The following is a 15,093-nucleotide window of genomic DNA, read 5'->3' as shown; positions in this document are numbered from 1 at the left end:
TCCGGACAACAGCGCCTGGGCGCGGGGGAAGTCATGAACAGCAAATGGTCGGTACTGGCGCTGGTGGTGGCACTGGCGGCCTGCAGCAGCAAGGGTGAGGTGCGCGAGCGGGGGTTCCCGGATCCCGCACGGGCATACCCGGCCGGCGGCACCTACGTGAACCTGGACAACCTGCGCCAATACGCGACGGGCATGAACAAGCACCAGGTGCAGACGCTGCTGGGCACGCCGCATTTCAACGAAGGCCTATGGGGGGTGCGGGAGTGGAACTACCTGTTCAACTTCCGGCGGGCGGTAGGGGCCACGCCGGTGCAATGCCAGTTCCAGGTTAAGTTCGACCACGACGGCGTGGCGGTGGGCCACGCGTGGCAGCCTGAAAGCTGCGCCGCCCTGCTCGAACCCGCTCCCGCACCACCCCCACCCGCACCACCGCCGCCACCGGTTGCGGCGGCACCGCTGCGGATCGCCGCCGATGCCCTGTTCGCCTTCGACAGCGCCAAGCTTTCGGATGCCGGCAAAGCACGGTTGGCAGAGGTGGCCAGCACCGTGCGCGGGCAGGGTGCAAGCATGGACCTTACCGTGATCGGCTACACCGATCGCATCGGCAGCGATGCCTACAACAGGGACCTGTCACAGCGCCGCGCCGCGGCGGTGCGCGGATACCTGGTCGAACAGGGCATCCCGGCCGGGTCGATCCGTGCCGAAGGACGCGGCAGCGCCGAGCCGCTGGTCCAGTGCAACGATGGCGGCCGGGCGGCGTTGGTGGCCTGCCTGGCACCGAACCGCCGCGTGGAGATCGCCGGCATCGGCAACTGACGGGGCAGGGCTGGAACGGGGGGGGGAAGGAACGGGGGGGGGAAGGAACGGGGGGGGGAAGGAACGGCCGGCAATCCGTGCGATTGCCGGCCGCTGCCTTCACAATGACGCCGATGGTCGCCGCGTTCCGCGGGCGACCCGGGTCAGGCAGGGTGCGTGGTGGCGTCGAGCAGGAAACAGATGTGGGGCTGGGCCGGTCCGGTCGCGGCGGTGGTGTGGCTGCTGGCCGTGTTCGGTTTCGGCATGCGCCTGGAGGGGTACGACCAGCTGCGCCATCCGGTGTCGCTGCTGGGCGCGCATGGCGTCCCCGGCGGCACTGCCTTCAGCATGCTGGGTTTCGTGCTGCCCGGCATCCTTGCTGCCGCGGCTGCGCTTGATCTGGCGCTGCGCATGCCGGTGACCGCCCCGCGCGCATTGCGGGTGGGCGGGCAGATGCTGCTGCTGGCCGCGGTGGCGTTCGCCGCGATGGGCCTGTTGCCGCTGGACGTGGAAGACATCGAGAACCGCGCCAGCCAGTACCACGCCAGCGCCTGGCTGCTGTGGCTGGTGGGCTTCAGTGCCGGTGCGCTCGCATTGCGCCTTGGCAGTGCCCGGGACGCGGCCTGGCGGCCGCTGGCCAACCTCGCGGTGGGGGGTGCGCTGTGGAGCCTGTGCAGCGCGTTCCTGTTCGAGATCGCCCTGCCGGTCGCCATGGCCCAGCGCCTGGCCTTCCTGGGCTGGCTGGTCTGGCTGCTGGGCGCGGCACGCCTGGCGCCAACGCGCGGTTGAGCCCGGCTGACGCGGAAACCGGCCAACAGACCGTGGGGGCGTACATCGCAGGTTTGTTGAAACCATTGCGATATCAATGACCTGCGTTTGTCCCGCGGACAGCGGAGGGGACTGGATTGGAGTGCCATGATGCACTGCGGTACCCTTTGCGGCTTTGCCGTTGCCCAGCGTTGCCATGTCCAGCGTCGAACCCACTATGTACGATCCCCAGCAGGTTGAATCCGCCGCCCAGAAATTCTGGGAGGACACGCGTGCCTTCGAGGTCAGCGAGACCTCGGACAAGCCCAAGTACTACTGCCTGTCGATGCTCCCGTACCCGTCCGGTGCGCTGCACATGGGCCACGTGCGCAACTACACCATCGGCGACGTCATCAGCCGCTACAAGCGCATGACCGGCCACAACGTGCTGCAGCCGATGGGCTGGGACGCGTTCGGCCTGCCGGCCGAGAATGCCGCGATCAAGAACAAGACCGCGCCGGCCAAGTGGACCTACGCCAACATCGACCACATGCGTGGCCAGTTCAAGGCGATGGGCTATGCGATCGACTGGTCGCGCGAGTTCGCCACCTGCACGCCGGACTACTACGTCCACGAGCAGCGCATGTTCACCCGCCTGATGCGCAAGGGCCTGGCCTACCGCCGCAACTCGGTGGTGAACTGGGACCCGGTCGACAACACCGTGCTGGCCAACGAGCAGGTCATCGACGGCCGTGGCTGGCGCTCCGGCGCCCTGGTCGAGAAGCGCGAGATCCCGCAGTGGTTCCTGCGCATCACCGACTACGCCCAGGAACTGCTGGACGGCCTGGACGAACTGCCGGGCTGGCCGGATTCGGTCAAGACCATGCAGCGCAACTGGATCGGCCGCTCCGAAGGCCTGGAAATCCAGTTCGACGTGCGTGACGTGGATGGCGCCGCGCTGGACCCGCTGCGCGTGTTCACCACCCGCCCGGACACGGTGATGGGCGTGAGCTTCGTCTCCATCGCCGGCGAGCACCCGCTGGCCCTGCACGCCGCCAAGAGCAACCCGGCGCTGGCCGCGATGCTGGCCGAGCTGAAGCAGGGCGGCGTGTCCGAGGCTGAACTGGAAACCCAGGAAAAGCGTGGCATGGACACCGGCCTGAAGGCCATCCATCCGGTTAGCGGCGAACAGGTGCCGATCTGGGTCGCCAACTTCGTGCTGATGGGCTACGGCACCGGCGCGGTGATGGCGGTGCCGGGACACGACCAGCGCGATTTCGAGTTCGCCACCAAGTACAACCTGCCCAAGAAGCAGGTCATCGCGCTGAAGCATCCGAAGAACGACGACGAGCGCACCTACGACGCCAACCGTTGGCAGGACTGGTACACCGACAAGACCCGCGAAACCGAGCTGGTCAATTCCGCCGAGTTCGACGGGCTGGATTTCCAGGGCGCCTTCGAGGCGCTGGCCGAGCGCTTCGAGCGCAAGGCCCAGGGCCAGCGCCGCGTCAACTACCGCCTGCGCGACTGGGGCGTGAGCCGCCAGCGCTACTGGGGTTGCCCGATCCCGGTGATCTACTGCAACACCTGCGGCGCGGTGCCGGTGCCGGAAGACCAGCTGCCGGTGCTGCTGCCGGAAGACGTCACCCTCAACGGTACCGGTTCGCCGCTCAAGGCCGACCTGGAATGGCGCAAGACCACCTGCCCGGAATGTGGCGGCGCGGCCGAGCGCGAGACCGACACCTTCGACACCTTCATGGAGTCGAGCTGGTACTACGCCCGCTACACCTCGCCGGGAGCACGCGAGGCCGTGGACAAGCGCGGCAACTACTGGCTGCCGGTGGACCAGTACATCGGTGGCATCGAGCACGCCATCCTGCACCTGATGTATTTCCGCTTCTTCCACAAGCTGCTGCGCGATGCACGCATGGTGGAGAGCAACGAGCCGGCGCAGAACCTGTTGTGCCAGGGCATGGTCATCGCCGAAACCTTCTACCGCCAGAACAGCGACGGTTCCAAGGACTGGTTCAATCCGGCCGACGTGGACGTGGTGCGCGACGAGCGCGGCCGCATCACCGGTGCCACCCTGCGTGGCGATGGCCAGCCGGTGGTGATCGGCGGCACCGAGAAGATGTCCAAGTCCAAGAACAACGGCGTCGACCCGCAGGCGATGGTGGCCAAGTACGGTGCCGACACCGTGCGCCTGTTCTCGATGTTCGCCGCGCCGCCGGAGCAATCGCTGGAGTGGAACGAGGCCGGTGTGGACGGCATGTCCCGCTTCCTGCGCCGCCTGTGGACGATGGTGCAGAAGCATGCCGCCGACGGCAGCGCGCCGGCGCTGGACGTTGCGGCGCTGAGCGCCGAGCAGAAGGCGATCCGCCGCAAGACCCACGAGACGATCGGCAAGGTCGGTGACGACTATGGTCGCCGCCACGCCTTCAACACCGCCATCGCCGCGGTGATGGAACTGCTCAACGCGCTGGCCAAGTTCGACGATGCCAGCGCGCAGGGCCGCGCGGTGCGCCAGGAGGCCCTGCAGGCCACCGTGCTGCTGCTGAACCCGATCACCCCGCATGCCTGCCACGCGATGTGGCAGCTGCTGGGCAACGCGCAGACCCTGCTGGAAGACCAGCCGTTCCCGCAGGTCGACGCCGCGGCACTGGTCAAGGACGCGCTGACCCTGGCCGTGCAGGTCAATGGCAAGCTGCGTGGCACGATCGAAGTGGCCGCCGATGCCCCGCGCGAGCTGATCGAGGCCGTGGCCAAGGAAGAGCCGAACACGGCCAAGTTCCTGGAAGGCCTGGCCATCCGCAAGGTGATCATCGTTCCGGGCAAGATCGTCAACATCGTCGCGGCCTGAGCGGCCGTGATGGCCCGGTACCCGCGGTGATGCCGCGGGTACCGGTGTTCCCGTGGACGGGGCAGGGGGAAGGCTTCACCCCGGCAGCCCTGGCCGGCAGAGGGCGTGGTTTCATTGGCGCTCACGCGTGATGCGCGATGATGCGGGCCGCTTTCTATTGCCGCTCCCGGCCGGCTCCGCCAGACTGTGCCCATGACCCGAACCCTGATTGCCCTGATCCTCGCCACCGGCCTGACCGGCTGTGGTTTCCATCTGCGCAACACGCTGACCCTGCCGGCGGACACGCCTGCGGTCCGCGTTGATTCGACCGTGCGCTACAGCGAGCTGGTGAAGCTGCTCAACCGGGGCTTGCATGCATCCGGCGCCACCGTGATCCAGAGCGACGGTTTGCCGCCGACCAACAGCGACCAGTTCGCCCGCCTGCAGGTACGTTCCGAGCGCTGGGGCGACCTGCCGATCGCCATCGACGCGCAGGGTCGCTCGCAGGAGTACAGCCTGCGTTATGCGGTGGTGTTCGGCTTCTACCGCCCGGATGGCTCGACCATCGTGCCGGAGCAGGTGATCGAGCTTGCGCGCGACTACGTGTCGCCGCCGACGAATGCCTCCGGCACTACCACCGAGCGTGAGATCCTGGCCAACGAGCTCCGTCGCGAGATGTCGGCCTCGATCCTGCGCCGCATCGACAGCGTTGTCCGCGCCGATGCCGAGAAACTCAAGGCAACGCCCCCGGCTCCCCCGGCAGACGGCAAGGGCGATGCCCATTGAGCGCCCCGGAATGACTGCGCTGCAGGCGTGGCGGGGCTGAGCCGTGGAACTGCGTCCTGAACAGCTTGCCGGGCAGATCGGTGGTCAACCGCTGGCCCCGGCTTACCTGATCGCCGGCCCCGAGCTGCTGCGCGTGATCGAAGCCGCCGACGCGGTGCGCGCCCGCGCCCGCGCCGAGGGCATCGGCGAACGCGAGGTGTTCGATGCCGACGGCCGCGATTTCGACTGGGGGCAGCTGTCTTCCAGCTTCAACGCGCCCAGCCTGTTCAGTGCGCGCCGCCTGGTCGAACTGCGCCTGCCCAGCGGCAAGCCGGGCAAGGAAGGCGCCGAGGTCATCAGTGATTTCTGCGCACAGCCGCCGCCGGATGTGGTGCTGCTGATCACCGCCGGCGAGTGGAGCAAGGCGCACCAGGGCAAATGGACCGAAGCGGTCAGCCGCATCGGTGTGCTCTCGGTGGCCTGGGCGATCAAGCCGCATGAACTGGGGGACTGGATCGAGCGCCGCCTGCGGGCCAAGGGCCTGCGCGCCGACCCGGCCGCCGTGCAGCGGTTGAGCGAGCGGGTGGAAGGCAACCTGCTGGCTGCCGCGCAGGAAATCGACAAGCTGGCGCTGCTCGCCGAAGGGCAGGCGCTGGACGTGGCGAAGATGGAATCGCTGGTGGCCGATGCCGCCCGCTACGACGTATTCAGGCTCAGCGAGGCTACCTTCTCCGGGCAGCCGCAGGCCGTCCTGCGCATGCTCGCCGGCCTGCGTGGCGAAGGCGAGGCCGTGGCCGCGCTGATGCCGATCCTGATCCGTGAACTGCTGCTCACCGCAGGCCTTGCCCGGGTGCAGGCCAGCGGCGGCAACCTGGCCGGCGAGATGAAGGCCAAGGGCATCTGGGAGTCGCGCCAGGCACCGTTCAAGCGGGCCCTGCAGCGCCACCCGGACCCCAAGCGCTGGGAGCGCTTCGTCGCCGAGGCCTCGCTGGTTGACCGCATGGCCAAGGGGCGCGCCGAAGGTGATCCGTGGCTGGCGCTGGAGCGCCTGCTGGTGGCCGTGTCCGAAGCACGCGCGGTGCGCCTGCTGGCGCGGGTGCGCTGACATGCGGCACGCCGGCCGTGAAGGCGGGCTGCTGGTGTTCTACGGTGGCACGTTCGACCCGATCCACAACGGCCACCTGGCCATCGCCCGGTGTGCCGCGCAGGAGCTGCAGGTGCCGGTGCGGCTGATGCCGGCGGCCGATCCGCCGCACCGCGCGCCACCGGGCGCCGATGCGCAGACCCGTACGGCGATGCTGGAGCGGGCGGTCGCCGATGATCCGGCGTTGCGCGTGGACCGGCGTGAGCTGGAGCGGGCCCGGCGCCTGCCCGGCGTACCGTCGTGGACGGTGGATACGCTGCGCGAACTGCGGGCCGAACAGGGACCGCAACGGCCGCTGGCGCTGCTGATGGGCGCGGACAGCCTGCTGGGCCTGCCCACCTGGCATGAATGGGAAACCCTGCTGCCACTGGCCCACATCGTGGTGGCCGACCGTCCGGGCAGCGCACTGGAGGATGGGCTGCCCGAGCCGCTGGCCAGCCACCTGCGCCAGGCCTGGGCCAACGGCCCGGAGGTGCTGGCCGCCTTGCCTGCCGGGCGGGTCTGGCGGCTGCGCCAACCGCTGCAGGGCGAGTCCGCCACCGCCGTGCGCGCGCTGATCGCCAGCGGCGGGAACTGGCGGCCCCTGGTGCCCGCAGCGGTGGCCGCCTACATCCAGGCACGGGGTCTGTATGGCTGTCCCTCCACGCAGTGAATGCCGGCAGCGGCCGGGTTCTCTATAATCGTCCCCTTATTCATCGAGTTATGCCGCTTTGAGCACCGAAGCCCAAGTCATCAAGACCCAACTGCCCAGCCCGCCGCCGTCCGTCCCGGCCCTGCTGGCGTCCGTTCACGCCGCACTGGAAGAGATCAAGGCCAAGGATGCGGTGGAGATCGACGTGCGCGGCAAGTCCAGCGTCGCCGATTACCTGGTGATCGCTTCGGGCACCTCGACCCGCCACGTCAAGTCCATCGGTGACGAAGTGGTGCGTTTTGCCAAGGAACTGGGCGTGATGCCGCTGGGCGTGGAAGGCGAGCGCGAAGCGGAATGGGTGCTGGTGGACCTGGGCGACGTCATCGTCCACGTGATGCTGCCGCGCGTGCGCGAGTTCTATGCGCTGGAGCGCCTGTGGACGGTGGGTGACCAGCCGCCGTCGGACGACGAGGACGCGCAGCAGGGCTGATCGCCCCGCCGTAGCAGCCATGACGGCGCCGCAGGGCGCCGTTTCCATTTGACCCCGCCGCGCCGGAGCGTGCCGATGAAAGCCAAGTTGATTGCCACCGGCGAACGTGCGCCGTCCTGGGTCGCGCAGGGCTTCGCCGAGTACCAGAAGCGCCTGTCGCACTGGTTGCCGCTGGAGCTGGTCGAGATCGAGCCGGGCCTGCGTGGCAAGGGCAGGGACCCGAAGCGCGCGATCGAGGACGAGGGCAAGCGCGTGTTGGCGGCGTTGCCGAAGAATCCCTATGTGGTCGCGCTGGACGTACCGGGCCGGCAGCTCAGTTCCGAGCAGTTGGCGCAACGCCTGGAGCATTGGCGTTCGCAGGGGCGCGACCTGGCATTCCTGATCGGCGGCCCGGAAGGACATGCGGCCGAGGTATCGGCGGTGGCCGATGAAAAGTGGTCGATCGGTCCGTTGACCTTGCCGCACATGCTGGTGCGGCTGGTGGTGGCCGAGCAGTTGTATCGCGCGGCGGCGATGTTGGCCAACCACCCCTACCATCGCGCGTGATTAGCGTATAGAATGCGCCTCCCCGCCCGAATAGCTCAGCCGGTTAGAGCACTTGACTGTTAATCAGGGGGTCGTTGGTTCGAGTCCAACTTCGGGCGCCAGATTCGAAAAAGCCGCGAGCAATCGCGGCTTTTTCTTTGTGTGCGTCGCGTGCTGCCGCGGCCGTCGGGTCGCGGCAGCCGTCTGGCTCAGTTGAAGGTGTACTTGGCACCGAGCGTGAAGTAGCGGCCCACCGCACCACTGAAATGCAGCGGGTTGTAATTGACCGCGCCATAGGTCAACGGATCCAGCGGCGCGATGCGGTCGGTGACGTTCTGGACCGAACCGAAGATCTCCAGCGCGTCGGTCGCACGCCAGCGGCCGGACAGGTCGATGGTGTAGAACGAACGCAGTTCGCAGCCACGTGGCGCATCACTGCCATCGGCATAGTGGTTGGCGCAGCTGTCACCTTCGAAGGCGACGTTGTCCATGCTGCCGATGTAGTTGCCGATCGCGCTCACGCTGAAACGGTCCATGTCCCAGGTTACGCCCAGGTTGAAGCGGTCCTTCGGCGTGCCGATGCAGTTGGTGACGTCGCAGTTGCCATGCGTACCGGCGTACTGGAACTTGGTGCCGGTGCCATCGTCGCGCTCGAAGGAGTTGATCCGGGTCCACTGCAGGTCCATCAGCAGCTTGCCGTAGGCGCCCATTTCCACGCGCTGGCGGATGTCGAAGTCGAAGCCGCGGATGGTGGTGGAAGCGGAGTTGATGTAGTCCACGCTGACCGCCAGCAGGCTGCCGCTGTTGGGAACGCCCGGCAGGTCGTTGTCGCTGCGGATGCCGCGCCCGGCGGCCAATGCCAGGTCGGTGTCGCCCTGGTTGATCTCGTTGGTGCGCTTGATCTGCCAGGCATCCAGGGTCAGCGTGGTGGTGGGCGTCGGGTCCAGCACCAGGCCGACGGTGTAGCTCTTGGATTCCTCCGGCTTCAGGTTGGGGTTGGCCGAGGTGATGATGGCCAGGTTGACCGCGCAATCGGCCGCGGTGGCGCCCGGTGCAGGCGTGCCGCCCGGGCAACGGACCGGGTCGCGGGCGGTGCTGAAGGCCGCCAGGCCACCATCACCGGCTTCGGCCGGCCCTGGCGCGCGGAAGCCCTCGGCATAGGTGGCGCGCACCGCGATCCAGTCGGCCGGCGTCCACTTGATGCCGACCTTCGGCGTGGTGGCGGTATCGCCGCCCTTGTACTTGTCCACGCGCAGCGCGCCGGAGAGCTCCAGTGACTCGAGCACCGGGGCCACCATTTCCGCGTACGCCACCGCTACTTCCTGGGTGCCCTTGTAGGCCGAATAGCCCAGGCCGATGATGTCGCCCAGGTCGGTGTAGCTCTGCGGGTCGAGGTTGGCTTTCTGCCGCCGGTATTCCGCACCGAAGGCCAGACCGAGTGGGCCGCCGGCAAGGTCGGCGATGCTGCGGCTGGCCTTGAAGTCGATCATGTCCAGCGTGGTCGATGCGTCGGCGTGGATGGTCGGCGAAATGTAGTCATACAGCGCCTGCGTGTTCTGACCGGCGCTGGCACCGATGCGCCACCAGCCGACCGGGCTGTTGGGATCGGTCAGTGCGGTACGTACATGGCTGTAGCGCAGGAACCCCCGGCGCTCGTTGACCAGCTGCGTGGCCGAGTGCAGGTAGGCGGTGTCGATGTCCCATGCGCCCGCGGTGCCCTTCACCCCGACCAGGAAGCGGGTGAACTCGTTGGTGTTGGTGGTCACGCGCGGGCCCACGTCGAACGCGGCATAGCGCAGGCGCGCGTCCACGCCGAGCGGGTTGTCCGGATGGGCGGCGCCCAGCACGGTGGCGCCGCTGCCGCTGCTGGCGTTCACCGGGCCTCCCGGGTAGCCCCACGAGCCGGACACGCCGTTGGGTGTGTTGTAGAACTCGGTCTTCTTCTTCGAGTAGCCGAACTCGCCGTACATCTCGAAGTTGTCCGACAGCGCGAAGGTGCCGCGCGCGAACAGGTTGCCGAACTCCTCGCTGGGGGTGAGGCTGCGGAAGTCCTGCGTTTCCCACAGGCAGCCGCCACCGGGGTCCACCGGCGTGATGCGGGAGAACTGCGCGCACCCGGGCAGCGATTGGTACAGGCCGGTGGCGGGGTCGCGGATGCTGCCCACTGGCGAGTTGCCGGCCACCGTGCCGCCGGCGGTGATCGCGCCGTTGAGCGGGAAGAACTGGCCGCCGGCGACCCGATCAAAGCCGTAGCGGCTCAGGTCGCCGTTGCCGATCCACTTGCGGTCGCGGCGGTCGGAGATGCGGATGCCGTCGGTCTTGCTGACGTCGATGCTGACGAAGGCGTTGAAGCCGTCCTCATCGAGGTTGCCGACGCCGGCGGTCAGCGATGCCTTGCGCGCATCGCCGTCGCTGTCGCCGGACGTGCCGTAGGACGCCTTGAGCATGGCGCCGGTGAAGTCGCGGCGCAGGATGATGTTGACCACGCCGGCGATGGCGTCCGAACCGTAGATGGCCGAGGCGCCGTCCTTGAGCACTTCAACCCGTTCGACCGCATCCATCGGAATGACGCTCAGGTCGGTGAACACCTTCTGCCCGTCGTCGGCCAGGCCGTACGGGGCCATGCGTCGGCCATTGAGCAGCACCAGGGTCGACGCGGCACCCAGGCCGCGCAGCGAGATGCCCGAGCCGCCGCCGGCAAAGCCGGTGCCGAAGCTCTTGGGGATGGAGCCGGCGCCGTCGCTGGTCAGGGTCTGCAGGTACTCGGCGATGGTGGCCTTGCCGGTGCGGTCGATCTCCTGGCGGGTGATGATCTGCACCGGCGACGCGGTTTCGGTGGTGGCGCGGGGAATGTTGGAACCGGTGACGGTTATCCGGTCCAGGGTGGTGGCCTTTTCATCCTGGGCCATGGCCAGGGGGGCGGTGGCGAGCAGGGCGGTGGGTACCAGCAGCAGGCGTGAAAGGGAACTGCAAAGTCGGGTGGGGCGGCAGGCGGAATGCCGGCGAGTCGGATGTTTCACAGTCATCTCTCCAGTGGAACTGCGGAAATGGCCGCCAGAAGGCGCGGCCGAAGAACATCGACGGCCGCGAATCTAGGTTCGCTGGAGATGACGGAGAGGTGAAAAATCGATTAACAGGGGCGGTTTTCAGCTTGCCCGCAAGGAAGGGTTCAGCAAGCCCCTCCTTGCGGGCCATTCAGCAACTCAGCCGACCTTGAAGTCGATCGGGATGATCCCGTAGGCCTGCACGGCGTGTCCGCCGTCGGTGGCCGGCTGGAACTTCCAGCGACGCAGCACCTGGGTGCGTGCGGCGTTGTCCAGGCTGCGGTTGCCGCTGCTGCGTTCGATGCTGACTTCCAGTGGCTTGCCGTCCTGGCCGACCAGCACCCGCAGCAGCACCGTGCCTTCGATGCCGGCGCGCAGCGCATCGATCGGGTAGGTGGGGGCTGGGGCCCGCTCATAGCGCAGTTGCACGCCCTGCAGCGGCGTGGCCGGTGCGATCGAATCGATGGCAGGGGTGGGGTCGGCGACCGGGGCCACGTCGACCGGCGCGGTGATCACCGCTTCGGAGGGGAACACCGGCATCGGGGCGGTTTCCACCGGCGCCGGCAGCGCCGGTTGCTTCGGTGGTGCCGGGGTCTTGCTGACCGGGATGGTCGGGGGAATCGGCGGCGGTGGTTCGATGGGTTTGGTGTCCGGAACCTGCCAACGGGGTTCACGCACCGCATCGCTGCGCACCGGGACCTGGGACAGGGGGATCAACAGCAGTCCGGCGGCCAGTACATGCAGGGCCAGCGCCGTGCTGTAGGCGAAGATGCGGGACGGTTCGACGTGGAGCGAGGGGACACGATGCTGCGTGCGGACCATAAACCACCTCCATGCGTGGGCGTGTACAAGGAACAACGCGCGGTGACACAGGACGGGGTTGCAGGTTCCGGCCCGCGTAAGGCCATAGCGCCTGCAATCGCGCGTGCCGACAAGCAGGGGTCCGGTTTCCGGTTATCTGCCAGACAGCAACGGAGCGCGGTGGGGCCCAGCCCGGTCCCATGCCCGGCGGTGGCAGGCGGAGCACGATCGGGAGGCCCAGGTGTGGCAGCGGCGTGGGTGCCTGGAGCCTTGAAACGACAACGGCGCCCGAGGGCGCCGTTGTCGTCGAGCATGACCCGGGCTCAGCGACCCAGTTCGAACACCACGTCCAGGTTGACCGAGACGCTGCTTTCGCCCGGCGACACCGAGGTGTCCATCTCGGCCTTGGCCGAGCGGGCCATGGCCATCATCGGCATCGGGCGGAAGCCGCCCTGGCTGCCTTCGGAGATGCTGACGATGCGGCGCACGCGCAGGCCCAGCGACTTGGCATAGGTCTCCGCACGGGCCTGGGCCTTCTTCAGTGCGGCCAGACGGGCTTCGTCGTAGACCGGCTCGGGCTGGTCGATCTCGAAGCTGGGGCCATTGATCTGGTTGGCGCCCTGCGCGGCCAGGCTGTCCAGCACCCGGCCGAGCTTGGTGATGTCACGCACTTTCAGGCTGACCGTGTTGGTGGCCTGGTAGCCGGTGATCTTCGGCGCTTCGTTCTCGGCGTAGCGGTACTGCGGGTTGAGGTTGATGCCGCTGGTCTGGATGTCGCGCTCGGCGATGCCGGCGGCCTTGATCGCGGCCATCACCTTGTCCATCTGCACCGCGTTCTCGCGCATGGCGGTGTTGCCGTCCACGGCCTGGGTGACCACGCCGGCCGACAGGGTCGCCACGTCCGGCACCCGCTTGGCTTCGGCCTGGGCGGAGATGTTCAGCAGGGTGGCGTCACTGGCCACGGCGGTGGGGACGGTTTGGGCATGGGCGGTCATCGGGGCTCCCAGGACGAGTGACAGGGACAGCAGCAGCGGGGCGAGGGTGAGATGGCGCATGGTGGTCCTCCTTGGATGGATCGTGAAAGTGAAGTCAGGGCGATGAACGGGTGGTGAGCCGGCCCGGGGTTGTCACCACTTTGGCATCTTTGCCAATCATTCAGGCAGTCCCCTCAGGTTATCCTTCCGCGATGCTTTATCTCGCCTCCCGTTCGCCCCGCCGAAATGAACTGCTGACGCGCCTTGGCGTGCCGTTCCGCGCCCTGGACCTGGAAGTCCCCGAAGTACGTGGGGCCGAGGAGTCGGCCGAAGCGTACGTGCGACGGGTGGCGCTGGACAAGGCGTTGGCCGGGCTGGCGCGGGTGGCTGACGACCCGCAGGCGGTGGTGCTGGGCTCGGACACCGAGGTCGTGCTCGGGGACCGTGTCTACGGCAAGCCCGTCGATGCGGCCGATGCGGCGGCCATGCTGGCCTCGCTGGCCGGGCGTACCCACCAGGTGATCACGGCGGTGGCCCTGGCCGCGGCTGGGCGGCACGCGCTGGAGGTGGTCACCTCCGAGGTCAGCTTCGCGCCGATGAGCGCGGCGCAGATTGCCGCCTACGTGGCCACCGGCGAGCCGATGGGCAAGGCAGGCGCCTATGCCATCCAGGGCGGGGCCGAACGCCATATCCGCCATCTGTCGGGCAGCTATTCGGGGGTGATGGGCCTGCCGCTGCAACAGACGGCCACGCTGCTGGCGGCCTTCGGTGCCGTGGCGGCAGACGATTCCATGGACAAGGGGGAGTAAGGGACGTGTCCGAAGAGATCCTGGTGAATGTCACCCCGCGCGAAACCCGCGTGGCGGTGATCGAGAACGGCATGCTGCAGGAGCTGCACATCGAGCGCGGCTGGCGCCGTGGCGTGGTCGGCAACATCTACAAGGGCAAGGTGCAGCGGGTCATGCCGGGCATGCAGGCCGCCTTCGTCGAGGTCGGCCTGGAGCGCGCGGCGTTCCTGCACGCCAACGACGTGGTGCGCCCGGCACCGGTGGCGGCCGACACCGAGGAAACCGCGCCCAGCCTGCCGCTGCCCTCCTCGGTGCCGATCGTGGAGCTGCTGCGCGACGGCCAGGACGTGGTGGTGCAGGTGGTCAAGGACCCGATCGGGACCAAGGGCGCGCGCCTGACCACGCAGATCAGCATTCCCTCGCGCTACCTGGTGCTGCTGCCACAGTCCAAGATGGTCGGTGTGTCGGCGCGGATCGAGGACGAGGCCGAGCGGGCCCGGCTCAAGGCGCTGGTCACCGAGATCTCCGCCCAGCACGGCGGCTATGGCTACATCGTGCGCACCAACGCCGAGGGCCAGCCGGCCGAGGCGTTGGCCGAGGACATCTCCTACCTGTCGCGGGTCTGGAACGTGGTCGAGCGGCGTGGCCGCGAGGCGCCGCCGGCCAGCATCATCTACGAGGACCTGAGCCTGCCGCTGCGCTCGGTGCGCGACCTGATCCGCAAGGACGTGGACAAGGTCAAGGTGGACTCCAAGGAAACCTTCAACCAGCTCAAGGCGTTCGTCGCCAAGTACATGCCGGTGCTGGACGAGAAGCTGGAGCTGTACACCGGCGACCGCCCGATCTTCGACATGTTCGGCGTGGAGGACGAGATCGTCCGCGCGTTGAACAAGCAGGTGCCGCTCAAGTCCGGCGGCTACCTGGTCATCGACCAGACCGAGGCGATGACCACCATCGACGTCAACACCGGTTCCTTCGTTGGCCAGCGCAACCTGGAGGAAACCGTGTTCCGCACCAACCTGGAGGCGGCGCAGACGGTGGCCCGGCAGCTGCGGCTGCGCAACCTGGGCGGGATCATCATCATCGACTTCATCGACATGGATGATCCGGAGCACCGCCGGCAGGTGCTGCGCACGCTGGAGAAGGCGCTCACCCGCGACCATGCCAAGACCACCGTCTACGACTTCTCGCCGCTGGGCCTGGTGGAGATGACCCGCAAGCGCACCGTGGAGAGCCTGGAGCGGCAGTTGTCCGAGACCTGCCCGCAGTGCAGCGGGCGCGGCAGCATCAAGACCGCCGAGACGGTGACCTACGAGATCTTCCGCGAGATCACCCGCGCGGTGCGCCAGTTCGACGCCGCGCGCCTGCTGGTGATCGCCTCGACCAAGGTGGTGGCGCGGATCACCGACGAGGAGTCCGCGGCGGTGGCCGAGCTGGAGGAATTCCTCGGCAAGAGCATCCGCTTCCAGGCCGATGACCAGTACCTGCAGGAACAGTTCGATGTCGTGCTGCTCTGACCGCAGCCATACCCCCGTCAGGGAGGACGGCGT

Annotated in this window: 13 protein-coding genes and 1 tRNA gene; 11 read left to right on the top strand and 3 right to left on the bottom strand. The window is 68.0% G+C overall.

All coding sequences use genetic code 11. From position 1 onward, the window contains the following. Positions 1 to 33: 33 nt before the first annotated feature. From IB227_RS02985 to IB227_RS02945, 9 genes are all read left to right on the top strand, one after another. Complete coding sequence (locus IB227_RS02985; protein WP_192286253.1) at positions 34 to 816, top strand: OmpA family protein; 783 nt, start codon at positions 34 to 36, stop codon at positions 814 to 816. Positions 817 to 996: 180 nt separating this feature from the next. Beyond that, a complete protein-coding gene (locus IB227_RS02980; protein WP_192286252.1) occupies positions 997 to 1,584 on the top strand; it encodes a DUF998 domain-containing protein in 588 nt (195 codons plus the stop codon). Between the two features lie 175 nt (positions 1,585 to 1,759). Continuing rightward, positions 1,760 to 4,402: a leucine--tRNA ligase gene (leuS, locus tag IB227_RS02975; protein ID WP_192286251.1), complete on the top strand. Its 2,643-nt coding sequence runs from the start codon at positions 1,760 to 1,762 to the stop codon at positions 4,400 to 4,402. A 192-nt stretch (positions 4,403 to 4,594) separates the two neighbouring features. Next, entirely contained in the window at positions 4,595 to 5,167 is a 573-nt protein-coding gene (lptE, locus tag IB227_RS02970) for an LPS assembly lipoprotein LptE (protein ID WP_192286250.1), read from the top strand. Positions 5,168 to 5,210: 43 nt separating this feature from the next. Further along, complete coding sequence (gene holA, locus IB227_RS02965) at positions 5,211 to 6,251, top strand: DNA polymerase III subunit delta (protein ID WP_192286249.1); 1,041 nt, start codon at positions 5,211 to 5,213, stop codon at positions 6,249 to 6,251. A gap of 1 nt (position 6,252) precedes the next feature. After that, positions 6,253 to 6,942 (top strand): nicotinate-nucleotide adenylyltransferase, encoded by a 690-nt coding sequence (nadD, locus tag IB227_RS02960; protein WP_192286248.1) that lies wholly within the window; start codon positions 6,253 to 6,255, stop codon positions 6,940 to 6,942. 58 nt (positions 6,943 to 7,000) lie between these two features. After that, entirely contained in the window at positions 7,001 to 7,411 is a 411-nt protein-coding gene (rsfS, locus tag IB227_RS02955; protein ID WP_132864424.1) for a ribosome silencing factor, read from the top strand. A 75-nt stretch (positions 7,412 to 7,486) separates the two neighbouring features. Beyond that, a complete protein-coding gene (rlmH, locus tag IB227_RS02950) occupies positions 7,487 to 7,957 on the top strand; it encodes a 23S rRNA (pseudouridine(1915)-N(3))-methyltransferase RlmH (protein WP_132864423.1) in 471 nt (156 codons plus the stop codon). A gap of 24 nt (positions 7,958 to 7,981) precedes the next feature. Beyond that, a tRNA-Asn gene (locus tag IB227_RS02945) sits at positions 7,982 to 8,058 on the top strand. An 87-nt stretch (positions 8,059 to 8,145) separates the two neighbouring features. On the opposite strand, the gene IB227_RS02940 is transcribed toward IB227_RS02945, so the two are convergent. From IB227_RS02940 to IB227_RS02930, 3 genes are all read right to left on the bottom strand, one after another. Continuing rightward, a complete protein-coding gene (locus IB227_RS02940) occupies positions 8,146 to 10,956 on the bottom strand; it encodes a TonB-dependent receptor (RefSeq protein ID WP_132864421.1) in 2,811 nt (936 codons plus the stop codon). 183 nt (positions 10,957 to 11,139) lie between these two features. Beyond that, a complete protein-coding gene (locus IB227_RS02935) occupies positions 11,140 to 11,802 on the bottom strand; it encodes an energy transducer TonB (protein ID WP_192286247.1) in 663 nt (220 codons plus the stop codon). A gap of 302 nt (positions 11,803 to 12,104) precedes the next feature. After that, positions 12,105 to 12,836 (bottom strand): SIMPL domain-containing protein, encoded by a 732-nt coding sequence (locus IB227_RS02930; RefSeq protein ID WP_192286246.1) that lies wholly within the window; start codon positions 12,834 to 12,836, stop codon positions 12,105 to 12,107. 131 nt (positions 12,837 to 12,967) lie between these two features. Here IB227_RS02930 and IB227_RS02925 point away from each other — a divergent pair, with 131 nt between their 5' ends. Continuing rightward, the gene (locus IB227_RS02925) at positions 12,968 to 13,564 is read left to right on the top strand and encodes a Maf-like protein (RefSeq protein WP_192286245.1); all 597 of its coding nucleotides are present in this window, start codon (positions 12,968 to 12,970) and stop codon (positions 13,562 to 13,564) included. Between the two features lie 5 nt (positions 13,565 to 13,569). Then, positions 13,570 to 15,060 carry a ribonuclease G gene (gene rng / locus IB227_RS02920; protein ID WP_132864416.1) on the top strand — a complete coding sequence of 497 codons (1,491 nt, stop codon included), beginning with the start codon at positions 13,570 to 13,572 and terminating at the stop codon, positions 15,058 to 15,060. Positions 15,061 to 15,093: the final 33 nt, after the last annotated feature.

Origin of the sequence: Stenotrophomonas sp. STM01, assembly GCF_014852135.1 — a bacterium.
In the GTDB taxonomy this organism is placed as follows: domain Bacteria; phylum Pseudomonadota; class Gammaproteobacteria; order Xanthomonadales; family Xanthomonadaceae; genus Stenotrophomonas; species Stenotrophomonas capsici.
The sequence above is the reverse complement of the archived record's forward strand: the minus strand, read 5'-3'. Positions and strand labels throughout refer to the sequence as shown.

Excerpts from the sequence above, each read along its gene's own strand:
- lptE (WP_192286250.1), top strand. The coding sequence starts at position 4,595 with ATGACCCGAACCCTGATTGCCCTGATCCTCGCCACCGGCCTGACCGGC.
- IB227_RS02925 (WP_192286245.1), top strand. The coding sequence starts at position 12,968 with ATGCTTTATCTCGCCTCCCGTTCGCCCCGCCGAAATGAACTGCTGACG.
- IB227_RS02930 (WP_192286246.1), bottom strand. The coding sequence starts at position 12,836 with ATGCGCCATCTCACCCTCGCCCCGCTGCTGCTGTCCCTGTCACTCGTC.
- leuS (WP_192286251.1), top strand. The coding sequence starts at position 1,760 with ATGTCCAGCGTCGAACCCACTATGTACGATCCCCAGCAGGTTGAATCC.
- rlmH (WP_132864423.1), top strand. The coding sequence starts at position 7,487 with ATGAAAGCCAAGTTGATTGCCACCGGCGAACGTGCGCCGTCCTGGGTC.
- IB227_RS02985 (WP_192286253.1), top strand. The coding sequence starts at position 34 with ATGAACAGCAAATGGTCGGTACTGGCGCTGGTGGTGGCACTGGCGGCC.
- IB227_RS02980 (WP_192286252.1), top strand. The coding sequence starts at position 997 with ATGTGGGGCTGGGCCGGTCCGGTCGCGGCGGTGGTGTGGCTGCTGGCC.
- nadD (WP_192286248.1), top strand. The coding sequence starts at position 6,253 with ATGCGGCACGCCGGCCGTGAAGGCGGGCTGCTGGTGTTCTACGGTGGC.
- IB227_RS02935 (WP_192286247.1), bottom strand. The coding sequence starts at position 11,802 with ATGGTCCGCACGCAGCATCGTGTCCCCTCGCTCCACGTCGAACCGTCC.